Source organism: Novosphingobium terrae (assembly GCF_017163935.1).
In the GTDB taxonomy this organism is placed as follows: domain Bacteria; phylum Pseudomonadota; class Alphaproteobacteria; order Sphingomonadales; family Sphingomonadaceae; genus Novosphingobium; species Novosphingobium terrae.
The window spans coordinates 143,028-166,393 of sequence record NZ_JABVZR010000003.1; the positions used below are offsets into that span (position 1 = coordinate 143,028).

The 23,366-nt window shown below is 60.6% G+C and carries 23 protein-coding genes; 16 read left to right on the forward strand and 7 right to left on the reverse strand.

The window, feature by feature from the left end; all coding sequences use genetic code 11:
- Positions 1-11: 11 nt before the first annotated feature.
- Positions 12-671 carry a CGNR zinc finger domain-containing protein gene (locus HGK27_RS30275; RefSeq protein ID WP_206245675.1) on the reverse strand — a complete coding sequence of 220 codons (660 nt, stop codon included), beginning with the start codon at positions 669-671 and terminating at the stop codon, positions 12-14.
- A 70-nt stretch (positions 672-741) separates the two neighbouring features.
- Between HGK27_RS30275 and HGK27_RS30280 the strand changes: the two genes are divergently transcribed.
- The 5 genes from HGK27_RS30280 (at position 742) to HGK27_RS30300 (ending at position 3,930) form a co-directional block, all read left to right on the forward strand.
- The gene (locus tag HGK27_RS30280) at positions 742-1,098 is read left to right on the forward strand and encodes a hypothetical protein (protein WP_206245676.1); all 357 of its coding nucleotides are present in this window, start codon (positions 742-744) and stop codon (positions 1,096-1,098) included.
- Positions 1,092-1,892, forward strand: a complete 801-nt coding sequence (gene dapF / locus HGK27_RS30285) for a diaminopimelate epimerase (RefSeq protein WP_206245818.1) — start codon at positions 1,092-1,094, stop codon at positions 1,890-1,892. The genes HGK27_RS30280 and dapF overlap by 7 nt, the downstream gene beginning before the upstream one ends.
- A gap of 73 nt (positions 1,893-1,965) precedes the next feature.
- A complete protein-coding gene (locus HGK27_RS30290) occupies positions 1,966-2,586 on the forward strand; it encodes a hypothetical protein (protein ID WP_241127923.1) in 621 nt (206 codons plus the stop codon).
- A 91-nt stretch (positions 2,587-2,677) separates the two neighbouring features.
- On the forward strand, positions 2,678-3,685 hold the full coding sequence (locus HGK27_RS30295) for a hypothetical protein (protein WP_241127925.1): 1,008 nt from the start codon (positions 2,678-2,680) through the stop codon (positions 3,683-3,685).
- 65 nt (positions 3,686-3,750) lie between these two features.
- Positions 3,751-3,930, forward strand: coding sequence for a type 2 periplasmic-binding domain-containing protein (locus HGK27_RS30300; protein ID WP_206245677.1), 180 nt, complete (start codon positions 3,751-3,753; stop codon positions 3,928-3,930).
- Between the two features lie 22 nt (positions 3,931-3,952).
- Here the strand turns inward: HGK27_RS30300 and HGK27_RS30305 are convergent, their stop codons facing one another.
- Together HGK27_RS30305 and HGK27_RS30310 are read right to left on the reverse strand one after the other, a co-directional pair.
- A complete protein-coding gene (locus HGK27_RS30305) occupies positions 3,953-5,128 on the reverse strand; it encodes an MFS transporter (protein WP_241127928.1) in 1,176 nt (391 codons plus the stop codon).
- 26 nt (positions 5,129-5,154) lie between these two features.
- Entirely contained in the window at positions 5,155-6,009 is an 855-nt protein-coding gene (locus HGK27_RS30310) for a DMT family transporter (RefSeq protein ID WP_241127984.1), read from the reverse strand.
- 27 nt (positions 6,010-6,036) lie between these two features.
- Here HGK27_RS30310 and ftrA point away from each other — a divergent pair, with 27 nt between their 5' ends.
- Positions 6,037-7,158, forward strand: coding sequence for a transcriptional regulator FtrA (gene ftrA, locus HGK27_RS30315; protein ID WP_322099074.1), 1,122 nt, complete (start codon positions 6,037-6,039; stop codon positions 7,156-7,158).
- Between the two features lie 155 nt (positions 7,159-7,313).
- Positions 7,314-7,955, forward strand: coding sequence for a MarR family winged helix-turn-helix transcriptional regulator (locus tag HGK27_RS30320; protein ID WP_241127930.1), 642 nt, complete (start codon positions 7,314-7,316; stop codon positions 7,953-7,955).
- Between the two features lie 35 nt (positions 7,956-7,990).
- Here the strand turns inward: HGK27_RS30320 and HGK27_RS30325 are convergent, their stop codons facing one another.
- Positions 7,991-10,261 carry a TonB-dependent receptor gene (locus tag HGK27_RS30325; protein ID WP_206245679.1) on the reverse strand — a complete coding sequence of 757 codons (2,271 nt, stop codon included), beginning with the start codon at positions 10,259-10,261 and terminating at the stop codon, positions 7,991-7,993.
- A gap of 277 nt (positions 10,262-10,538) precedes the next feature.
- Between HGK27_RS30325 and HGK27_RS30330 the strand changes: the two genes are divergently transcribed.
- From HGK27_RS30330 to HGK27_RS30365, 8 genes are read left to right on the forward strand one after another with little or no spacing between them, the layout of a single operon-like run.
- Positions 10,539-10,991 (forward strand): VOC family protein, encoded by a 453-nt coding sequence (locus tag HGK27_RS30330; RefSeq protein WP_206245680.1) that lies wholly within the window; start codon positions 10,539-10,541, stop codon positions 10,989-10,991.
- Between the two features lie 49 nt (positions 10,992-11,040).
- A complete protein-coding gene (locus tag HGK27_RS30335) occupies positions 11,041-12,603 on the forward strand; it encodes a 4-hydroxyphenylacetate 3-hydroxylase family protein (protein WP_241127932.1) in 1,563 nt (520 codons plus the stop codon).
- Positions 12,584-13,117 (forward strand): flavin reductase family protein, encoded by a 534-nt coding sequence (locus HGK27_RS30340; RefSeq protein ID WP_206245681.1) that lies wholly within the window; start codon positions 12,584-12,586, stop codon positions 13,115-13,117. Before HGK27_RS30335 ends, HGK27_RS30340 begins: the two co-directional genes overlap by 20 nt.
- Before the next feature lie 9 nt (positions 13,118-13,126).
- A complete protein-coding gene (locus HGK27_RS30345; protein WP_206245682.1) occupies positions 13,127-14,014 on the forward strand; it encodes an FAD synthetase family protein in 888 nt (295 codons plus the stop codon).
- Complete coding sequence (locus HGK27_RS30350; RefSeq protein WP_241127935.1) at positions 14,011-14,676, forward strand: flavin reductase family protein; 666 nt, start codon at positions 14,011-14,013, stop codon at positions 14,674-14,676. The genes HGK27_RS30345 and HGK27_RS30350 overlap by 4 nt, the downstream gene beginning before the upstream one ends.
- Before the next feature lie 41 nt (positions 14,677-14,717).
- The gene (locus HGK27_RS30355) at positions 14,718-16,163 is read left to right on the forward strand and encodes an NAD-dependent succinate-semialdehyde dehydrogenase (RefSeq protein WP_206245683.1); all 1,446 of its coding nucleotides are present in this window, start codon (positions 14,718-14,720) and stop codon (positions 16,161-16,163) included.
- On the forward strand, positions 16,160-16,966 hold the full coding sequence (gene hpaH, locus HGK27_RS30360; RefSeq protein WP_206245684.1) for a 2-oxo-hept-4-ene-1,7-dioate hydratase: 807 nt from the start codon (positions 16,160-16,162) through the stop codon (positions 16,964-16,966). Before HGK27_RS30355 ends, hpaH begins: the two co-directional genes overlap by 4 nt.
- Positions 16,966-17,769, forward strand: a complete 804-nt coding sequence (locus HGK27_RS30365; protein WP_206245685.1) for an HpcH/HpaI aldolase family protein — start codon at positions 16,966-16,968, stop codon at positions 17,767-17,769. The genes hpaH and HGK27_RS30365 overlap by 1 nt, the downstream gene beginning before the upstream one ends.
- A gap of 25 nt (positions 17,770-17,794) precedes the next feature.
- Here the strand turns inward: HGK27_RS30365 and HGK27_RS30370 are convergent, their stop codons facing one another.
- Entirely contained in the window at positions 17,795-18,703 is a 909-nt protein-coding gene (locus HGK27_RS30370; RefSeq protein WP_206245686.1) for a LysR family transcriptional regulator, read from the reverse strand.
- Positions 18,704-18,825: 122 nt separating this feature from the next.
- Here HGK27_RS30370 and HGK27_RS30375 point away from each other — a divergent pair, with 122 nt between their 5' ends.
- The gene (locus tag HGK27_RS30375; RefSeq protein WP_407674721.1) at positions 18,826-20,253 is read left to right on the forward strand and encodes an MFS transporter; all 1,428 of its coding nucleotides are present in this window, start codon (positions 18,826-18,828) and stop codon (positions 20,251-20,253) included.
- A gap of 427 nt (positions 20,254-20,680) precedes the next feature.
- Here the strand turns inward: HGK27_RS30375 and HGK27_RS30380 are convergent, their stop codons facing one another.
- Together HGK27_RS30380 and HGK27_RS30385 are read right to left on the reverse strand one after the other, a co-directional pair.
- Positions 20,681-21,514 (reverse strand): EamA family transporter, encoded by an 834-nt coding sequence (locus HGK27_RS30380; RefSeq protein WP_206245687.1) that lies wholly within the window; start codon positions 21,512-21,514, stop codon positions 20,681-20,683.
- Positions 21,515-21,589: 75 nt separating this feature from the next.
- The gene (locus tag HGK27_RS30385) at positions 21,590-23,092 is read right to left on the reverse strand and encodes an MFS transporter (protein WP_206245688.1); all 1,503 of its coding nucleotides are present in this window, start codon (positions 23,090-23,092) and stop codon (positions 21,590-21,592) included.
- Positions 23,093-23,366: the final 274 nt, after the last annotated feature.

Below are 23,366 nucleotides of genomic sequence, written 5' to 3' on the forward strand. Positions count from 1 at the left end.
GGGTGGCAATGTCAGCTTGCGGATATCCCCACCTTTCGGCGGTAATGTCGCGCTGCCTTGGCGCGATTGCCGCACACCGTCATATCGCACCAGACCCGGTTCTGACGCCGGCTTCGATCGAGGAAGGCCCAGTCGCAATCGTCGGACGCGCACAGGCGCAGACGGCTGCGTGCGTCGGGGTCGAGGAACAGCTGGATTGCCGCATCGGCGACGTGGAGGAGGATGCCATCCAACGCGGCGCCAACGTCAGCCTGCTGACACGCGAGGCCGCTTCCCCCCCACGAAAGGCAGCGGCTGGCCTGCACACGCTGGAGCCAATCATTCCAGCAATGGACTTGCTCGTGGCTCAACGCGTCGGAGGCGATCGTCGCCTTGACCGTCGCGAAGATCAACTCGCGCAATCCCAGCGCCTGGGCGTGCACAGCCGCCGCCGCAGCCGGCGCTTGCTGAGCCGCGGCCAACAGGGTCGCGCGCTCGCCTTCTGTGAGAAAGCCGCTCTGCACGGACCACAGGGCCAGCGCCGGATAGTCGGCAATCCTCTCGAGACCCCCGCGAGGGCGCTCATCGAGGGTGTTCGCGAAATCCAGAGCCACCGCGCCACCGCTCAGCTCGAACTGGAAGCCTCCAGGCGTTTCCTGGCCGCCAAATCTGATTGCGCGTGTATCGATCACATTCTAACCTGTAAAAGCATTCGAGTCGGTTATAACACATTTGGTTGATCGCGAGCTAGGGAGATGATCGATGTCGGTAATTGAGCCCCTGATCCTGCGACGCTGGTCCTCCCGCATCAGGACCGAGGACCGCGAGGCCTATGTCAGCTACATCCGCGGCACTGGCGTCCAGGACTATCTCGGCACGCCAGGCAATCTCGGTTGCGAGATGCTGCTGCGCGATTGCGGCGACGGATCGACCGAGGTCTCGACGCTGAGCTGGTGGCAATCGATGGAGTCCATCCGGGCATTTGCCGGCGATAATGTTGAGCGTGCGCGTTACTATCCCGAGGATGACCGCTTCCTTCTCGAGAAGCCGGACCACGTCGAGCATCACCACATCGTGGTCGAAGCCCTGGGGCTTCGGCGCGAGCTGGAACAATCATGATTGCCTTCGAGAAGATGCACGCGAACGGCGACGATTTCATCGTCGTGGATTTGCGGCATCGCGACGTGCCCCTGCCACCGGAACTCATCCGGCGCTTGGGCGACCGGGAGCGCGGCATTGGTTTTCGCCAACTCGCCGCCATCTCCCGATGCGACGATGCCGCTGCCCGGCTTCTCTTCTGGAACGCCGATGGGACGCCGCTTGATGCCTGCGGCAGCGCGACGCGCGGTGTCGCGCTCAAGTTGATGGAGGAAAGCGGCGCTTACGCCGTCACAATCCGGACCGGCCGAGGCCTTCTGCACTGCTCCCATCGCGGTGGGACGCAGATTGCCGTCGATATGGGCTCTCCCCTCCTCCATTGGTCAGAAATCCCGTTAGCGACACCGATGGAAACGGAAATCCTACCGCTCCCCGGCGATCCTGCGGCATGCAGCATGGGCAATCCCCATTGCACCTTCTTCGTTGAGGATGCCGAGCAGGTGGATGTCGAGGCGCGGGGTCGAGCGATCGAGACCGATCCGCTGTTTCCCGAGAAGACGAATGTCCATTTCGTGCAGATCCTGGCGCGTGATCGTATCCGGCTGCGCATCTGGGAGCGCGGCGCGGGCATTTCCTCGGGCTCGGGGTCCTGCTCCTGCGCCGCTGTCGTTAACGGCATCCGCCGCGGGCTCCTCGCGGAAACCGTCGAGGTTCAGTGTGACGGCGGCGTTCTCGGCGTATCGTGGAACGGAACCGACGGCGTCCACCTGATCGGCCCGGTCGAGTCTGTGTTCCGGGGCGAATGGATCAGTTGACGCACGGACCCCGATAACACTGCCGGGCGGTTTGCAGCCGCCCAAACGCGCAATTCCAAACTGCAAATTGCTCTTGAACCGTCAGCTTGCGAGCACTGAAACTATGACCATACGACTTTATATCGTCCGTTCGGCCGCTCTTGCCGCGGCCGTCCTTCTTCTTGGACCCGGCCCGGCTTCGGCACAGGCCGAGGTAGATATTTTTGGTGCAGCGCTCTGCGAGCCGCCCTATTCCTCAGACATTGCGACACGGGTGTCTGATGCCGTGGAAAAGTTCACCAAGCCGGACATGTCGATGATGGGTGCGGCCGTCTATCACCTTCCCAAGCCAATCGAGAGAGATGGTTTCGTGACGCAGGACGTTGTTTTTGCCGGAACGTCCATTGGCGTTCTGGTCGAAGGCCACGCCGCTGCTCAACTTGCCGCCAAGTATAACCTCCAGCGTGAGCCGAGTGATCTGCTGGGCGCGTCGACGCTCGGATTTTCCCGTCGGCTGCCGAACAAACTTCAGATCAGGAAAGAACTGGGACTCATCTCGTTGATCACCCGTGAAGGCCCGGGACTTGGTGAGAAGACGCTTCTTGCCTGCGAACTGGATTCCTATGAGGACCTCGAGAGATTGGAGGCCCTGAAGCGGTATTTGTCGTCACGCAAAGCCGCGCCCGGCAAGAATGAGGACGGTCCGAACCCATGATGACGCGCCGGCCTGAGCGCGTGTGCGGCCACCGGTTTGGAGGTACCAAGCCGGGATCGCTGTCCCGGCGAGCCATCGTGCGGTTCGCGATGTGACGTCCGCGCGGTCCGAACCATCGACTGGTGGCCGGCCCTCGATCACCGAGCGTCTGCTGTTCGCCGTGCCGGTGGCCCTGGTCTACGGCATCCTTCTCTATTGCCTGATCTGGCTGCCACGCGAGCCCACGCTTCCCTTCATCGCCGGGCTCGTCTTTCTTCCGATGGCAATCGCCAGTGTCGTCACGATCCTGATCGACCCGCGCGGGGAGGGAAGCATCCGGCGGCACATCAGGATCGGATGGATCTGCATCACGGCTCTCATCCTGCTGACCATGGTCCTGTTCCGAGAAGCCGGGATCTGCGTCGCGATGGCTTCTCCCTTTTTCTACGGCGGTTCAGCCTTGGGATCGTGGCTGTCTTGCCTGTCGCTTCGCAAACTGCGTTCGCGCTCCGTGGTCTCCTGCATCGCCATTCTGCCGCTCGCGGGGTTCCCGGTCGATGCGATCGCCCCTGCCCCTCAGCACGAGGCAGAAGTGAGGACAGTCATGGATATCGACGCCCCGCCCGCAGAGGTCTGGAAGAACACGGTTAAAATTCCGCGAATAATGGCCGCAGAGCGCAAGTGGACCTTCAGCCATAACATCCTGGGCGTTCCGCAGCCTGTCGACGCGCGCCTTCAGGGACAAGGCGTCGGCGCCGTGCGCCATCTTCGCTGGACGCGGGGCGTGACCTTCGAGGAAATTGTGACAGACTGGCAGAAGAACAGATCGCTGGCTTGGCGCTTCAGCTTTGGCCCGCGATCAATCCCGGACAGCGTCGAAGGCCATATCGAGGTCGATAGCGCTTATCTGAAGCTGCTGGGCGGCGATTACCGCCTCGTCCCTCTTGCGAAAGGCAAGACTCGGCTTACGCTCACCACTCGCTACAGGATCGCGACACCGATCAATGCTTATTGCGACGTCTGGGGTCATGTCTTTCTTATCGATTTCCACCGCGCCGTTCTGACCGTGATCAAGCAGCGTTCAGAGGCAACGTCACCTGATCATAAGGGCGAGCTTTAGTCGCAGTCCGCGCAGGGCAATTAAGAAGTTCGAGCCTGATCGCGCGGAAGCTAGGAGAGACAGCCATGATGATCGCCGCGGCCCGCCCATATCTACGCCGCTTCGGCGAGCCGAAAACGTTCGCTGATCTTGGCCGGCATCATCGCCTCAGCCTCGGCTACCTCGGGGCGGTCGATGGATGGCCGCTTCCCTCCCGCGTCCGGGCACTGCTCGACTTCCTCGCGCTGCGAGGAGGTGTCCAGTAGCGGGAGGCTGCGGGATAGCCCGTCATTCCGCTATCCGCAGCCGCATCGATGCCAACAGTGCAACGCCTGTCAAAACGAGAAAGGCATAAGGAAGCGCCGCAACGCCCATGCCTTGCAACAGCAAGCCGCCAAGCAGACCGCCTGCCGCCACTGCCGCATTCCATATCGTCACGAACATGGCCTGAGCGATATCGGTCGCATCGCCTGCGACACGCGCCTCCGCCGTTTGGAACAACACCGGGGCACCGCCCAGAACAAAGCCCCAAACACCGACTGCCGCAAAAACGAACGGTGCCGACGTGCTTTTGAGACAGAGCAGCAGCGCGGCCACAGCCAAAACCGTCAAGCCTCCAAACAGCATCGCACGAAGATGCCGATCGACCAGCCCCCCGACGCTCCACAGCCCCAGCACGCCCGCAAGACCGAAGGTGAGAAGGATACGGTCAACATGTCCTCCCAGCCCCGCCGGCGTGAGATAGGAAGCGATGTAGGGATAGAGGCTGTTATGCGCGAGGATGACGATGAACATCATGAAGAAAATCGCGGTCAGCCCGGGCATGCGCAAAACCTGACATGCTGAAACCGATTGCTGCCGCATCTGCCATTGGGGCTCTGGCAGTGTCAGTACAATCGCCGGAATGAGAAGCAGAGCGAGCAGGCTCATCAGACAGAACGGGAGGCGCCAGTCGTGGGTCGTTCCCAGAAACGTCCCCGCAGGCACGCCGACGCAAAGCGCCAGCGGCGCACCGCTGGCCGCCAGGGCAATCGCCCGTCCGGAAAGCTGTGGCGGGGCCATTCGCACAGCATAGCCGACCAGCAGCGCCCAGACGATACCGGCGAACACACCGGCCAGAAAGCGGATGACGAGCGTTAGCCCATAGAATGGAGAAATGACTGTCATCATGTTCACCACCACGAAGCCGCTGACGGCGGTGAGAAGCAGATGCCGCCGCGGCAGCTGCTGGCTAAACGTCATCAGCGGAATGGCCGTGATCGATGAGCCCAGCGCATAGGCCGTGACAAGCTGGCCTGCCACCGCTTGAGATATCCCCAGACTTCGGCTGATACCGGGCAACAGTCCAGCCGGCAAAACCTCGGTCATAAGTGTCATGAAGCCGCAAAGGGCCAGCACAATCAACCCCCTGATCGGCAAACGCGTCTCGGCGAAGATAGGCATCGTGTCACGGATGATTGTCACAGGGCCAGATCTCTCTTGTCTAAAATTCAGGTTCCGAGGTGCAGCAGAAGGGCGCCGCACAGCACGGTGATGGCGCCCACCCCTTGGGGCAGGGTCAGCCGCTCCCCACGCAGGCCAAGGCCAAGCAGCGCGGTAACAGCCGCTGCAAATGTGCTCGATACGGTCACCACGGTGACCGCGCCTGTCGCCATTCCGACGGCAAAGCCCGCATGGCCGACAAGATTGCTCAGGCTCAGCGCGATCAGCACAGGCAGGGCCGATCTGGGCGGGAACAGAGGCTCTCGCTTGATCAGAAGGATCGGCGCGATGACCACCAGTCCCGAGCCGAAGAGCAGCCAGAGCATCGGAAGGAAGCCAAGCATGGGGATGGCGAAGTGGCCCTGAATCCAGAAGCTCAAGCCGAGGCATAGGGCCGTCACCGCTGCATAGCCGATGCCGTCACGTCGCGATGAGAGTTCGTCATCCGCCCTGGCGGCAGCCAGCGGTGCCCCGACAAGGCATGCTCCGATCCCAAGCAGACCGATGCTGCCGAACGAGGCGCCACTGGCCAGATCGAGACACGCAGTCACAGCGGCATAGCTTGTGATCAGGGGAGCGATCACGGAGGCCCGGCCGAGCGAGAAGGCTCGCAACAGCGCCAGCGATGCGACAAGGTTCAGCGCCATGGCAAGCAGAGCCGAAGCCCAGCCCCACCCTCCGGCGTGAAGCGCGGCGGCGCGGGCCGTCGGCATCGACATCAGGACAAGGCTGAGCAGGATCCAGCATATGGTTTGCTGGAAAAGAGCTGTCCTGCGCACGCCTGCCAGGCTGACGGCGCTACCCGCCAGAAAATCGGCGAGTCCCCAGCCCATCGCCGCGATAAGCCCCATCAGGAGAGGCATTGCGGTCACGCCGGTTTCGCGGGAACGGTGAAAGCGCTGGTTGCGACGAAGCACCGGCTGTCTGGGCTGGCGTGCATGCAAAGCTCCTCGGATAAAGTCTTGGAATGCTTATGTGAGGACGGGCTTCGCCGCTGGAAATCGGCATCAATGCCATGTATCGTCAAGATGATGCCAAAATGCACACCCCCGGCCAATCGCTCGCTTGCCGTCCTTGCCTATGATGGCCTGTGCATGTTCGAATTCAGCACGGCGCTCGAAGCCTTCGGCCCCTGGGATCCGGACATCGACGAGCCCCTCTACGATCTGGTCGTTGCGGCCGTCGATGAGGGGCCTTTGCGCGCTTATGGCGGTATGCGCATCACGGTCGATGGTGGGCTGGAATGCCTCGATGAGGCCGGGACCATCGTGATACCCGGTTGGCGTGACATCGCCGCCGCCGTGCCCACATCCCTGATCGACGCCCTGCGGCGCGCCTCCGCGCGTGGTTGCCGCCTCGTCTCGATCTGCACGGGAAGCTTCGTGCTGGCGGCTGCCGGCCTGCTCTCCGGACGGCAGGCGACGACACATTGGCGGCACACCGAAAGCCTGTCTGCCGCCTTTCCCGATATTCGCGTGGCGCCGGGGGTTCTGTATGTCGATGAAGGGCATATCCTGACCTCGGCGGGGTCCGCGGCAGGGCTCGACCTGTGTCTGCATCTGATCAGACGGGATTATGGACCGGATGCGGCCAATCGGGCGGCGCGACGGCTGGTTATTCCACCTCATCGCCAGGGTGATCAGGCACAATTCGTCAGGCAGCCTATACCTGTCCGGGAAAAGGCGACATTATCCCCCCTGCTGGATCGGCTGAGAGGGCAGCTGCAGTGCGATATCAACATCGACAAGCTGGCTAAGGAGGCGCATATGAGCCGCCGTACCTTCCTGCGGCGCTTTCGGGATGCAACCGGCACCACCCCGGGTGAGTGGCTGCTGAATCTGCGGCTGGAGAGGGCACGCTCATTGCTCGAAACCACAGAGCTGCCGATGGATGCCATCGCGCAAAGCAGCGGTTTTGGCTCCGCGGAAACGATGCGCCACCATTTCCGAAAGCGGCTGGCAACCAATCCGACCACTTATCGCAGCCAGTTCGGACGTGGCCCGGCTGAATGATTTTGCGGTTGGATCGCCTGGAATGGATTAAATAGCTCCGGCTTTGCCCGCGGGTTGGAACGAGGCAACCATCCAAAGCAGAAACTTATCCTCTACGCTCCTGCCCCTTGCTCCGGCCGTCTTGCTGGATTCATGCAGATGACGGGATAATCTGATTGACTAAAGATACGATTGGCGAAGATATATTTCCGATGGCTACTAAAAAGACTCCCGGCGTGCGCCGCCACCGCGATCTCGAAGTTACCGGCCGTGCCCGGAGCGCAGAACAAACCATGAGCCCTGTGCTTCGGGTTCTGCGTGAGCGAATGCCCGCAGACACTGACCTTGAAACGAGCCGGCTCGGATTGCTGATGCTGTGGCTTGCCGATGATATCATCCGCTCGGTGAATGAAGAACTCGAAGAGTTCGAAATTTCCGAAAAGAAACTGGATGTTCTGCTGATTTTTGCCGCCCAGGCCGGCCTCTCGGCGGACTCGGCCACCGAACCGTCGCAAGCCATGCTCCAGACCCCGACCGGCATCGCCGACTATTTCGGGATCACCCGCGCAACCGCGACCAGCCTTCTCGATTGGCTTGAAAAGCGCGGTCTCGTGGAGCGCAAGAGGCATCCGACCGATCGTCGCAGCACGCCCATCGAAATCACGGAAGCAGGCACCGATCTGGTGGATCGCGCAATCCCCAGCTTCTGGCATGCCTGCCACAATCTCTCGTCCCATCTTTCGGCAAGGGACCAAAGCGATCTGAGCAGGATTCTCGGCAAAGTATGGCTCAATCTCAAAGATCGGCAGGAAGGGTGAACGGCATTCCCCGTTCACCCTCCACCACCGTCACATCAGAAGGTTGCCGTCATGCGGGCACCAAAGGTGCGCTGCGGTGCGGGATAGGCGATGTCGCTGAACAGGCTTGTCATATTGCGCGGCTCGAATGAGCTGTTGTAGCGCTCATTCAGAAGATTCTTGGACCAGAGCTGCAAGGACATCGCCGGATTGATCTTATACGTCACAGTGGCGTTCACCAGGGAGATGTTTTTCTCTTCATTCAAATTGTCGATCCACCAATATTGCTTTCCTGAAAGCGCATAGTCGATACGCGCGGTGATATCGCCCGAACCCAGGGTCCAGCGATATTGCGCATAGGCATTGACTGACCAATGGGCAAAGTTGGGCAAATGTTTGCCCAGCGCGGTCTGCGCCCCGGCCGCGATGGAGCTGGGAAAACCGGCAGCGACAGCATCGAATTGAGTGATTTTGGAATCCATCAATCCGCCCGCCACGCCGAGATGCAGGGCTGAGGACAGACGCAGATCGCTATCGGCTTCGATCCCCTTTATCCACGCCCGGGGAATGGTGTAAAGCGTCTGAGCGCCCAGCGAACCGTCGAATTCATACTCCTGAACGTTGTGATAATCTTCGTAAAAAGCAGCAGCACTGAAGCGCAGCTTGCGATCGAGGAAGCTGCCTTTGAAGCCTGCCTCATAATTCCAGAGCTGCTCGGCCTGATAGGTGCGACCATAGCTGGTCGAAGCCGGATTGAAACCACCGCTGCGAAAACCCTTCGAGACCGTGGCGTAAAGCAGGTGTTCCGCCGTGGGCTTCCAGGCGATTGAAAATTTGGGCTGAAGGGAATCGAAGGTCACATTGCGATGCTTGGGATCATTGCCGATGATCGCGGCCGGTCGATCGTCCGTCTGATGGCGATGTTCAACGTCATAACGCAGACCTGCGGTCAATTCGATGACCTTTGTCAGATCATAATTGGCATTGCCGAAGATCGCCTCGGCATCATTGTGCTGAGTGTTCTGGTTGAACGCGATCTGGACCGCTCCGGGATCTTCGGTGGAGGACAATCCATCATAAAGATGGGCAAGCGTGCGCGTGCCATTGCGGAATTGGGCGAGATTCTGTTGGAAAAGATTGAAATTTCCCGGTGCAATAAACACGGGAAAGTGATCCTGCGCGTTGGTCTTGAGGCCGAACGCCCCCACCACCCAGCGGAAAGGCTGGCCACTGCGCGAAGTGAGACGAATTTCCTGGCTAAAAATGTCCGATCTGTTGGTCGAATAGAAACTCCAGATGGGGTAAGGGCCCCAGGCAAGATCAGCAGCATTCTGAGTGCCGATGCCCGTACCAGGTTGACCGAGATTGTCCCGGATGCCGCTGTAGCCTGAAACACTTTGCAAGGTTGCAAATCCGAAATCATTGGCAAGTTTGAGCGACACAACGTTCAGCGTGCGATGATCAACCGCCAGTGTGTTCGACTGTGACTGGGCATCATTATCATTCTGCTCGAAATCATTGTAATGGGCGACCCAGTAATTCGCTCCAGCCTTAAGCAGGCTGTATGTGTAGCGCAAATCTGCCGAGAAGCTGCCACCCGGCTTCCACAACAAGCCAGCCTTGATCTCGCGCTGGTTGGCGAAATCAGTGTTTCTGTTGAGAAAAACATCACGGTTGGTGCCATCGAAATCGCTGAATGAGGCAGCCACGCGATAGAACAGCTTATCCATGACAATGGGACCGGACGCGACAGCCTGCGCTTCGATCAGGCCGGCGTTTCCAGCGCCAATCATAAATTTGTACTGCGGCTTGTCTGTCGGATCCTTGGTGGTGATGATCATCGCGCCGCCAATGGCATCTCGACCGTAAAGCGCCCCCTGCGGCCCTTTGAGCACCTCGATCTGCTTAAGATCGAAAAGCCCCTGCGAAAATTCCAGACCGCTGTTGGACTGCACGCCATCGACGATCACTGCCACGGAAGGATCACCATTCCGGTTGGCAATCACACCGCGGATGTTGAAGAATTCCGAACCAGGGCTCAAGGACTCCACAAAGGAGACATTGGGGATCTGGCTCGCCACATCGGAGAGGCCAGTGACATTTGTCTGCGCCAGCGTGGCTTCGGAGATCGCGGTGATCGCATCGGGAATGCGCTGCACCTGTTCGGCACGTTGGCGGGCCGTCACGACGATATCGGCGGCGTCCGGATGCGCCGAGTCGCGCCCGGCATCGTGTGGCTGAATCGCTGTTTGTGCCATGACGGCCTGGGCCGAAACACCGCTCAAGACGCTGGCGCACACCAACAGAAGTGCTTTCAATCTTTTCATTTTTCTCTCCCCCGAAGCGCGATCCGGCCCGCGATTTCACGTGGCCGGAGGTTTCAAAAACGATTCATGCTTCGTAATTCCGATATTACGAGAGCCATATAACCTGTCAATCAAATCACAATTCAGCCTGACACCCTCTTCCTGCGCCCATCCTGTTCAGCCCGCCCCCTTTCAGGCCACGCTACTGCTCACCGGCACAGGCACGACCTTTATTCGCTTGACTGATTATACGCCTGTCGTACATTATGCCCCACAAGCAAAATGAGAGGCTTCAGACATGGCTGTCCACGTATTGGAAATTCACCATATCGGCTTGGGCATGACGAACGCTCAGGCCGACCAGGCCCGTGACTACTACCGCGATGTGCTCGATCTGACTCAAGATGCGGGCCGGTGGCATATCCCCGGCATTCACGGCTATTTCCTCGATGTCCCCAGCGACAATCAGATCCACCTGCTGGGCAGCGACGGCCCCTCACCCTACAGCAAGGGACCGGGCAAGGATCCAGTTGAAAACCACGTCGCACTGGCTGTCGCGGACATCATCGAGGCGGAAGAGGAACTCAAGCGACTGGGCGTCGATTATTTCACGCTAGACAACGTGGCCTCTCCGAATCTCAAGCAATTGTTCCTGCGCGATCCCGCCAACAATCTGATCGAATTGCACCAGCTCGGCCTGTGCCGCTGCCGCAAGTCGCAACGCCAGGCACCCGCTGAAGCGACCGCCTGACACACGATCGACGGCGCTAATCAGCGCTGATCACAAACAGGAGAGAATTATGTCTGAATTGCGTATGGATGCGCCGGAATTGGTCGTGCCCGGAAAAAAGGGGCCGTACACCGGGCAGGAATATCTCGACAGTCTGGATGATGGCCGCGAGGTCTGGATCTATGGCGAACGGGTAAAGAACGTGGCGACCCACCCTGCCTTCCGCAATGCCGCGCGCATGACCGCCAGGATCTACGACGCGCTTCACGATCCGGCGAAGCGCGATCTGATGACGATCCCGATGGACAACGGTTCTGGCATTCGGACTCACCGCTTTTTCCAGGCGCCGAAATCTGTCGAGGAGCAGGTCGCAACCCGTGACGCCATCGCGGAATGGGCGCGCATGACCTATGGCTGGATGGGGCGCACCCCGGATTACAAGGCTGCCTGGGTCGGTACGCTGGCCTGCAACAGCGGACTTTACGGAGAATATCAGGCCAATGCTGATCGCTGGTACGATTATGCCCGTGAACGCGTGCCCTTCATCAACCATGCGATCGTGCATCCTCCGGTCGACCGAAATATCCCCAACGAGGACTCGGATGTCTTCGTCCGCGTGGAGAAGGAAACCGATGCAGGGCTGGTGATCAGCGGCGCCAAGGTCGTCGCAACCGGGGCCGCCCTCACTCACTATACCTTCGTGGCCCATTACGGCGTCGTGCACAATCTCAAGAAGTTCTCGCCGATCTTCATGGTTCCGACCAATGCGCCGGGGGTCAAGATCATCTGCCGCGGCTCCTATGAGTATATGTCAGGCGCCGTGGGCAGCCCCTTCGATCACCCGCTTTCGAGCCGCATGGATGAGAATGATTCCATTCTGATCTTCGACAATGTGCTGATCCCCTGGGAGGACGTGCTGATGTACGGGGTCGAGCAATCGAACCAGTTCATCAAGCAATCGGGCTTCCTCGGCCGCACGCTGCTGCATGGCTGCACGCGGCTGGCGGTGAAGCTAGACTTTATCTGCGGCCTGTTCCTCAAGGCAGTCGAGATCACAGGCACCAAGGACTTCAGGGGCGTGCAGGCCGCCGTGGGCGAAGCACTGGGTCTGCGCCACGCCATGTGGGGCCTTTCCGATGCGATGGCCAATTGCCCTGATCCCTGGGTGAACGGCTATGTTCTGCCCAATGTCGAGGCGGCCCTGGCCTATCGCACCCTGGCGGCGGATTCCTACTCGCGCATCAAGAGCCTCATCGGCAAGATCGTGGCGAGCGGGCTGGTCTATCTGCCCTCCACCGCCGCCGATTTCTCCAATCCGGAGCTGCGCCCCTATCTCGACAAATATGTGCGCGGATCGAACGGCATCGACTCGGTCGAGCGGGTCAAGACACTCAAGCTGCTGTGGGATGCAGTCGGCAGCGAATTCGCCACGCGGCACGAACTTTATGAGCTGAACTATTCGGGCAGCTATGAGCAGCAAAAGGTCGATCCACTCCTCGTCGCCAATGCGACCGGGCGGGCCGACAAGCTGAAGGCTTTCGCCGATCAATGCATGGCCGAATATGATCTGAGCGGATGGACCGCGAAAGATCTCATCAACCCGGGCGATTTCAATGTCTTCGCCCGTTGCTGAGAACAGCTCTCCATCCGTGGAAGGTGGCGCCGGCCTGTCCGGCGCCACCCAGACGCTGGACAAGGCCCTGTTCCGGCAGGCGCTGGGGCGCTTCGCCACCGGCGTCACCGTGATCACCACCATGGTGGGCGAAGATGTCCATGGCATGACGGCCAGCGCCTTCATGTCCGGCTCACTCGAACCGCCGCTGGTGGTGATCTCGATCGCCAGAAAGGCGCGCATCCATGCTCTGATCGAGGCGTCAGCTGTGTTCGGGGTGAGCATCCTTCATGCTGGGCAGGAACTGCATGGCCGCCATTTCGGCGGGCAGGCATCTGCGGAGTGCATCCCGGGCTTCACAGCGCATGAGGGTATCCCGATGCTCGATGATGCGCTGGCCAGCATCGCGGCGACCGTCGAGCATGCCTATGCCTGCGGCGACCACACACTTTTTCTAGGGCGCGTGCGCCATCTTCGGGTCACGGATGGCGAGCCTCTGCTCCACTTCACCGGCAATTTTCGCAAGATAGGCTGAGGCAAGGCAATGCGCATCTTTCGCGAGCTTTCCGATTTCGACGCGGATCTGGCCGGAGCCGCCGTTGCGCTCGGTAATTTCGACGGCGTTCATCTGGGGCACCGGCATATTTTCCGCGTGGCTCAGGAAACCGGTCTGGCGGTGGGGGCCGTGACATTCGCCCCCCACCCGCGCCGGTTCTTTGACCCTGATGGTGACCCGTTCGAAATCGGCTCGTCGGACGACAAGCTGGAACAGCTTGCCGCCATCGGATGCCATTTCGCTGTGGTGATCGATTTCGGGCGCGCAATCGCAGAGATGTCCGCAGGCCTCTTCATGCGTGACATTCTGTCCCGCGCCTTGCGTGTGCGCCATGTCGTGGTTGGGCGCGGGTTTGTCTTCGGTGCCGAGCGCGGCGGTGATGTCGATCTGCTTCGGCGCGAAGGCCCATCGCTGGGTTTCACCACCGACGCTATCACGCGGACGATGATCGGATCCCAGATCTGTTCATCGAGCATGATACGCAGCCATATTGGCGCCGGACGGATCGAGGAGGCCAATATGGCCCTGGGCCGGCCATGGCGTATCGAGGCGCGGTTGGGCGATGGATCGTCCCACAGCCTGTTTCGTGACGTCACAATTCGCGAAGGGCAATTGCTGCCTCCGGACGGCCAGTTCGTGGTCGATGTCGAGCGCCCCGACCGCTCTGTGACGAAGACCATCGCGATCCTTGCCACCGAAACCACTGGCCGGATGCTGGTCCTCAAGGAGCCGGCCGGCATGGCCTCCGGCTCGCGGATCTGGCTCCGTTTCCTTTGTGCGTATGCAGCCGCCGATCCTCTCGCCCGGCTCCACGCCGCACATATGCCGCAGATGCCCACCCGGCATCCTGTCAACATCACTGGAGAGAGCCTGTGAACTTTGATCTCGCAGCCATGGGTGCCAAGCCAAGATACAATCTGCTGACGGCGCTCGTCGTCCCCCGCCCCATCGCCTGGGTCACGTCACGCAATGCCTCGGGGCAGCTCAATGTCGCGCCTTTCTCCTTCTTCAACCTGATGTCGGGCAATCCGCCTGTCTTGTGTCTTGGCGTTGGCGCGCGCGATGGCATTCCCAAGGATACGGCGCGCAACATTCTTGAAACAAGCGACTTCGTGGTCAATCTGGTCAGCGAAGCATGCCTGCCCGCCATGAACGCCACCGCGATCGATTTTCCTCCGCAGGTCGACGAAGCGCAGGAAGCCGGTCTTGCGCTTGAGGATTGCATCCACATCGATGTGCCCCGTCTGGCGATCAGCCCTGTCGCGCTGGAATGCCGGTTGATGCAAGCCGTTCCCTTCGGTGTCGGACGCAACATCCTGATCGCGGACATCCTGAGTGCGCATGTCCGCAATGACGCTGTGCTCAACGCAGAACGCGGGCACATCGACGCTTTCGCTCTGGAAATGGTGGGGCGCATGCATGGCGGCGGATGGTACGCGCGCGCGCGTGACGGTTTCCGCCTGCCTCGGCTGAAGGAAGAGGACTGGCGATCGCAAGCATCCGTGCAATCGCCGGAACAGGGCACGCTGCCGGACTGATCGCCACCTTTTTGCACCTCTCACAATCTCAGGACAATCCCATGAACACGGCCTTTCAGAGCCCTCAAGATTCGCAGCTCGATGCCGATGTCCCGGCCTTTCCGGTGTTCGATCCCGCCAATGGCGAGGTCATCGGTTACGCCCCCGATCAGGATGCATCCGATGCGCTTGCCGCGCTCGACAGGGCCGAAATCGCCTATGCCCTGTGGCGAAGCGTGACGCCCACCGAGCGCGCCCGGCGCCTGCGGCTTTGGGCTCATAAGCTGCGTGAGCGGGAGGACGAGCTTGCCGCCCTGATTTCGCAGGAACAGGGCAAGCCGATCGCGGAAAGCCGGGCCGAAGTCGCCCAGGGCATCGGCCATGCCGAATGGTTCGCGGAAGAAGCCCGGCGAACCTATGGCGAGATCATTCCCGAGCAGGTCGAGGGACGGCGCATGATGGTGGTGCGCGAGCCGGTCGGCATCGTCGCGGCTGTTACGCCATGGAATTTCCCGATGGCCATGCCCATGCGCAAGGTGGCGCCCGCACTCGCCGCGGGCTGCGCGATCGTGCTGAAACCGGCCGCTGAAACGCCGCTCACCGCGCTTGCTCTGGCAAGAATGGCTGTGGAATCAGGTCTGCCCGAAGGATTGTTCACCGTGGTAACGGCACCCAAGGAACGGGCTGCGGAGGTCGTCGGCACATGGCTGGATGACAGTCGGGTCAGAAAGCTGACCTTCACGGGATCGACGCAAGTGGGCAGGCTGCTGGCCGCTCAGGCCGCGCCCGATCTCAAGCGCCTGTCGATGGAACTGGGCGGGAATGCCGCCTTCATCGTCTTCGCGGATGCGGATATCGACCGTGCCGTCGCCTGCCTGATCGCAGCGAAATTCCGCAATGCCGGGCAGACCTGCATTTCGCCCAATCGCGTTCTGGTCGATGAACTGATCCATGACCGCTTCGCAGCCGCGCTGTGCCGGGCCGTCGAGGCCCTGAAAGTCGGCCCGGCGAGCGATCCCGCAAGTACTGTCGGCCCCCTGATCAGCGAAGCCGCGGTGGAGAAGGTGGCGCGCCATATCGCTGATGCGCAGGCGCATGGGGCCAAAGTGATGCTCGGGGGCCGGGCCGACGGGTTGTTCTATCAACCGACCGTCCTCACCGGGGCAACACCGGCCATGGCGCTGGCTCAGGAAGAGACATTCGGGCCAGTCGCCGCCCTGTTCCGCTTCTCGGGCGAGGCTGACGGCATCGCGCAGGCCAATGCCACGCCCTTTGGCCTGGCTGCCTATTTCTTCACCACCGATATCGAACGCATCTGGCGGGTGAGCGCCGCGCTAGAGGCCGGCATGATCGGCATCAATGAGGCGGTGATTTCCACGGAAGTCGCGCCCTTCGGCGGCATCAAACAGTCCGGATACGGCCGCGAAGGGTCGCGTCACGGCCTCGATGACTATCAGCACCTCAAATATCTTTGCCAAGGGCAATCGCTTTCGGAGATCCCCGCATGACCCTCAATTCCTCCACCGTTCTGGACGCTGCCCGGCGCCTTCATGAAGCCGAAACCACGGGTTTGCAGATCCGGCACTTCTCTAGCGAATTTCCACAGATGGATATCGCCGATGCCTATGCCATCCAGTCGGCCTGGATCGATCTCAAGGTCGCGGAGGGGCGGCGGATCAAGGGGCACAAGATCGGGCTGACATCGAAGGCGATGCAATATTCCTCGCAGATCGACGAACCGGATTATGGCGTGCTGCTGGACGATATGTTCTTCGCCGAGGGCAGCAATATTCCCACCAACCGCTTTATCGCACCGCGCCTTGAGGTCGAGCTGGCCTTTGTTCTGAAGGAGCCCCTGTCAGGCCCCGATTGCACGATCTTCGACGTTCTGCGTGCGACAGACTATGTTGTTCCCGCCCTCGAAATCATCGATGCGCGGATCGAACAGAAAGACCGGGACAGCGGGATCATGCGCAAGGTCTTCGACACCATATCGGATAATGCCGCCAATGCCGGCGTCATTCTTGGCGGGCGCCCCGTGCGCCCGGATGCAGTCGATCTGCGATGGGTGTCCGCCCTTTGCTATCGCAACGGCGTGATCGAGGAATCTGGCGTGGCGGCAGCGGTCCTCAATCACCCGGCGACCGGCGTGGCATGGCTGGCGAACAAGCTGGCTGCTTATAATGTGCCTCTGGAAGCCGGCCATGTCGTGCTTGCCGGTTCCTTCACGCGCCCGGTCTTCGCCCAGGCGGGGGATACGTTCCATGTCGATTACGGCCCGCTGGGCGCTATTTCCTGCAGGTTCCAGTGATGTCCGGGGGCTCATCCAATCGCTTCAAGGCGGCTCTTGGTGACAGGCAGCGACAGATCGGGCTCTGGCTGGGGCTGGCGGTTCCCTATGTGGCGGAGCTTTGCGGCAATGCCGGTTTCGACTGGGTTCTGGTCGATGGCGAACACGGCCCCAACACTCTGCGGACGGTGCTGACGCAATTGCAGGCACTTCAGGCCGGTCCCGCCGAACCGGTGGTGCGTGCGCTCAGCGATGATCCCAACCTTATCAAACAGCTGCTCGATATTGGCGCGCACAACCTCCTGGTGCCCATGATCGAGACCGGAGCGCAAGCCTATCGCCTTGTTGCCGCGACCCGCTATCCGCCTTTGGGCACGCGGGGCGTGGGCAGCGCGCTGGCGCGGGCCTCCGATTGGGGGCGCTGCAAAGACTATCTGGCCACAGCGCACAATGACCTGTGCGTGATCGTTCAGATCGAAACCCCGCTTGGTGTGAAGAATGCCCGCCAGATCATCGAAACCGAAGGGATTGATGGTGTTTTCATCGGGCTTTCCGATCTGGCTGCGACCATGGGCTTACCGGGACAACCCGGCCACCCCGAGGTGCTCGGCGCCTTCCGTGAGGTTGCCGCTCTGGCGCAGGAACTGGGCAAACCTTTTGGCACGTTGGCCAGTTCATCCTCCCTGGCCAGCGAGGCGCTGCAGTCAGGTTGCACATTTCTGGCGGTCGGGTCGGACGTCGGCCTACTGGTTCAGGCAGCGGGCGAACTGCTCGGAAAATACCGCAGAGACGCGGCTGATCGGCCTGCTGCCGATGTCTATTAGGATTCGCCGGCCGCAGACACCGATCTCAGGAACGAGCCATTGAAAACTTGTCATGTGTGGAGGCGAGATGCTCGGCCAGGGCCCGGACCGCAGGGGTCATTCCGCTCTGGTCAAGCGTACAGATCGAAAACCGGCGGGTGGCCCAGTCATCGGCAAGGCGGACCGCTACAATCTTCATAAAGCCTCGGCAATTGCGTGCTGTCGTGGCCGGTACTATGCCGAAACCAACGCCCTCGGCCGCCATGCGGCAGATGCCCTCGAAGGTTCGTGTCCTGATGCGGGTCTTAAGGCGTGCTCCGGCGATCAGGGCTCGCCCATCGAGATTGTCCTGCAAGGCGCCCTCAGCCAGACCGATAAAATCCTCATGGACGATATCGGCAAACAGAACCGTCTTCCGAGCAGCCAATGGATGGCCGGAAGGGACCACAACCACCAGCTGATCGATTGCAAAAGGCCGCAACAGCAGACCTTCCGTGCTGACCGTATCGGAAATGATGCCGATCTGCGTCAACCCAGCCGTGAGTGCCCTGACGATCTGCGCGCTTTGCCGCTCTTGCAGATCGATATCGGTGTGAGGGTTGGCCGCCATCCAGGGCGCGAGCCGCCCGGGCAGGAATTCGGTGATCGCCGCAGTGGGCGCCATCAGGCGGATGATGGTCCTCAGCCCCTCGGCATGCTGATCGAGTTCACCGCGCATCTGGACCATCTGGCGCTGCACCAGTGCGGCATGGTGTGCCAGCGCCTCACCGGCATGGGTGGGCGCAACACCGCGCCTGCCACGCTCCAGAAGCCTGACCCCGCTCGCGGCTTCCATGGCGCGTAGCCGTTCGCTGGCAGCGGGCAAGGACAGGCCGATGGCCGTCGCGCCATGGGTGATGCTGCCCGCCTCCACCACGGCCAGAAACAGTCGAAGATCGGTGAAATCGAACCTCATGCCCCAACCTATACCCATGCCCTGCCTTCGGTCCAGCCGAAGTCTGGATACGGAACATGCGCATTGTGGCCGATCATATGGCTGATAGGCAAGCGACCGAACATGAAGGAGAAACCGGAGATATGTCTGGAAATTCCATGGCCCAGACGCTGCAACGAAACAGTCTTGTGCTTCCTTTCATCGTAGCGGCGACCTATTTCATGGAAAGCCTGGACACGACGATCATCGCCACGGCGCTGCCGCAAATGGCACGATCATTCCGCGCCGGCCCCAACGACGTCAGCCTGGGCATGACGGCCTATATGCTCACGCTGGCCACCCTCATCCCGATCAGCGGCTGGATCGCGGATCGATATGGCACGCGAAAGGTGTTCGGCAGCGCCGTCGCGCTGTTTACGATTGCGTCGGTTCTCTGCGGATCAGCCGACAGTGTGGCAGGCTTTACGGCGGCACGCGTAATGCAAGGGCTGGGCGGCGCCATGATGGTGCCGGTGGGGCGCATGATCGTGGCACGCAATACGGATCAAAGCCATATGCTGCGGGCGATCTCCACGATCACCTGGCCCGCAATCATCGCGCCGGTTATCGGACCTACCGTGGGGGGTTTCATCACGACCTATGCATCATGGCGCTGGGTGTTTTTCCTCAATGTACCCTTTGCCGTGGCGGCTTTTGCAGCCATCGCCGTCTTTGTGCCCGATCACGTCGGTACGCGGATCAGAAAGCTCGACCTGCAAGGCTTCGTCTTGAGCAGCAGCGCCCTTATCTTGCTGCTGTACGGGATGGAACTGGCAAGCCGTCAGGATGCAAGCCTTGTCTTTGCCGGCGCGATCATCGGGGCGGGCCTTGTCGTCGGCCTGCTTGCCATTACCTATCTCCATAGGGCCGCTCAGCCTATCCTCGATCTGGCGGTGTTTCGCGTGCGGACCTATGCTATCTCTGTCCTGTGGGGCGGCTTCGCCAGAGCCGGGATCGAGGCCGTCCCTTATCTGTCTCCCTTGCTGTTTCAGATCGGCTTTGGCCTCTCGGCCTTTCATTCAGGCTTGCTGCTTGTGGTGAGCGCGGTTGGCAATCTGGGCATGAAGGCCCTTGTTACCCCCATCGTGAGGCGGTTTGGCTTCCGCCGGGTCACGATCGCCAATGGCACGATCCTCTCTTTCACCATTCTGGCATTTGCCGGGCTGGAGCCCTTCACGGGCAAACCCGTGCTGTTTCTCGTGCTTTTTTCTTACGGCGTGTCTCGGTCACTGCAGCTCTCGACACTGACCACGCTGAGCTACGCAGACATCCCCGAAGATCTGAAAAGTGCCGCCAGCACAGTGTGGAGCACAATGCAGCAAATGACGACCGGTTTGGGCATCGCCTTTGGCGCCGTCTGCCTGCGCCTTGGAGCGTTCATGCCCGCAGGCGGGGCATTAGCCGGTGGCCATCATAATGAAATCGTCGCCTTTCAAATGGCTTTTGTCGCCACCGCCACTCTCACGCTTATGCCCACTATCGCCTATTGGCGACTTCCGCATGATGCAGGGGCTAGCTTCGTTATGCGATGAAATAACCGTTGTCTCAACGTAACGGAGGCTGCCGCGCGTGCCAGCCGGTCGCCTGCTGATAGGCGTGATCCACTCGGCGGCGTGACGACAGGAGCGTTTGTCTGCAAACGCAATACGCATCGATTTGGTGATCCGTCGCCGCGCTCGGGGATCGGCAAAGATAGCGTCGCCAACGCCGCGCCACTGACGGACAGCGGCACATAACACGATGCCGAAGCCAGCCGCGACGAGCCATAAAGGGTGACGGATCAGAAAGCCCCACACCTCCTCCTTGATCGCGATGCGAACCTCGACAGCGACCAGGTGATAGCTTGCATCAACAGTTCTGCACCAAATTTCGATGATAGGTCAGTTCCCGGCTGGACGTAAAAACCGGATGCTGATCATGTCCCGAGATGACCATTGCCATGCAGCGGCAATGGTTATCTTAAGAACCTCGAAGGATGATCGCTCCAACCGCGATCGTCAGTGCCGCGACAAGCCGGGCACGGTCGATGCGCTCCTTCAGGGCGAAGGCTGCTATCAGCGTGCCGAATATAATCGCGGTTTCGCGCAAGGCGGCGACCACGGCCACTGACGTTGCCGTCATGGCCCATAGTGCCAGACCGTATGAGGCAACCGTGCCCGCTCCACCGATGACAGCCAGACGCCAGTTTCGGCCCACATAAGATCCGAACTCCCCACTCCGGCGAGCCAAAGTCCAGGCCACGAGCGGCGCACCGGTCAGGAGGAATATCCAGAGTGTGTAGCTTGCTGCACTACCCGACCGGCGAACCCCAACCCCATCGACCAGAGTGTAGCTTGCGATGACGCAGGCATTGAGGAGAGCAAGCCTTGTTCCCGCCGCCGGAGCCAGCCCCCGGTTGCTTGTCATGGCAAGGACTCCGGCACAGATCACGATCACCCCGCACCATGCCCACACCGTCAGGCGATCGCCGAGGAGCATCGTGCTTGCAAGAGCCACCAGAAGGGGCGCCGCACCACGCATGAGCGGATAAGTTCGACTCATATCGGCGATCTTGTAAGTCCGCCCGACCAGAACATAGTAACAGACAGAAAGGATGGCCGAAGCCGCGATAAGCGGCCAGCTTGGCCGATGCGGGGGCGGCAGGAAGGGGAGCGTCGCTGCGGCGATGAGGGCCGCCGCACCGGTAACGGTGATCGCCATCATGGAGCTGTCGTCGCCCCCCTTCACAATCGCGTTCCACGCTGCATGAAGGGCTGCTGCCAGCAATATGATCAGGAAAACACTCAGGTTCATGGACTATCCAGACGTCGGCGAGACAATGGCGGAAGAGAAAGCAAGATCCCGCTGGCGGGTTCGGGTAATCGGATTTTATTGAGTTTGACCGACCGTTCGCTTCGAGGTTTCACAACGAAAGGCGATGAAGCTCGACATCGCGAAGAAGAGCGCCGCGAGCCCTGCATAAACGGTCAATGTCTCGAAGCCTCGTTTGAGAGCAAGTTGGCGACCAAGCTGCTGCGCGACCGTGATCTTGTCATTGCCGATGCCATCGGTGAGCAAGCGCTCCGCCGTCGCGCTGGCATGGGCGGCGTCAAGACCTCCGCTATCATGCGCAAGAGACGAGCGCACTCCGATCAACAGGATGAGCCCCATCAAAGCAATGTTGACCGACAGCGCCACGTATCTGATGGTCGTCTCGATCCCGGATGCCATGCCCGCTCGGTCGGCTTCCACCGCATAGGTAGCCGCGTTGGAGGAAGGTGTATTGGCAAGGCCGAGACCCATCCCTGTGAGGATGCAGCCTGGAATCAAGGATATCCAGCCGGGCGCGGCCAGCACCAACCCCAGGGTGATCGCCCAACATCCCAGAGCGATCAGCATGAGGCCGCAAGGTATGACGTTACGCGGCGAATAGCGCAGCGCAAGCTGCTCCCCTAGTGGCGGCAGCAGCAAGGCCGGTAAAGTGTAGGCCAATAATATCAAGCCGGTCGTTGCCCGATCATAGCCGATCCCGTTCTCGAAATAGAGGGGGAGGTAGATCAGCAACGGCCAGAAGCTGAAATTGACGCCTGCCGAACCCATGATGGCACCCGTGAAATTCGGGATGCGGAACACGGAGAAATCGACCATCGGATGCGCACTGAGCCACTCCACCGTAACGAAGATCGTGGCACTGACCAGAGCGGCGGCAGCCATTGACAGCATCACAGAACTACCGAACCCGTATTGCGGCCCCTCGATGATAAAGAAGGTTAAGCCCAGCACGCTGAACGATAAGGAGAGCATGCCAGCAAGGTCCAATTGGTGGGCACCGGCGGCTCGCGATTCGCGTATTGTCGCGAATACCAGCGCGATCGTCAGGATGGTCAACGGGCCGTGGATGAGAAAGACCCAGCGCCATCCGATGAGGGAAGCGATCAGGCCACCGAAGAGCGGGCCGATGCCCAGCCCCATCCCGAACACGATGCCCCAGACTGCGAAGGCGCGGCCTCGCTCGGCGCCGTCGCGGTAGGCGTTGGAGAGAATCGCGATCAGACAGATCAGCATCGCCCCGCCGCCAGCCCCCTGCAAGACACGGTAGACTATCAGCATGGATATGGTTCGAGCCATGCCACACCCCAGCGATGCGGCACCAAAGAGGATCATCGACGCGGTAAATACCCGGCGCCGCCCCAATCGATCGGCCAGCGTGCCGGCGACCATCAAGATACTCGTGCAAGCGATGGTGTAAGCATTCATGACCCACTGGGCACTATCAAAATCGGCTCTCAAATCCTGGCCAATCGACGGCAGGATCACCGGAACGCTGGAGACCTCAAGCCCGGTCATCAAGGCAGCCAGGCAAGTGGCCATCAGAGCGATTAAGTTTTTCATGTTGTCTCTAGCCACATTCGAGCAATGAACCGTTCGAGCAAGCGGATACTGTAAAGCTCACTAGCCACTCTCTCCAGAACGCGGAATCCTATTGCGCTTTCCGCGATGCAAAGGCGATTTGCTAATATGCCAACGCAATGCATCCGAATATCCAGCACTTTCTTTCGCGCTTGTGATACAGTCACCCCGCTTCGTTCGATGGTGTCACCTCGGACAACCTGAACGATGGGCAGTTAAGCCCGTCTATTTCCGACGCTGGCCCTTCCGATTCCGA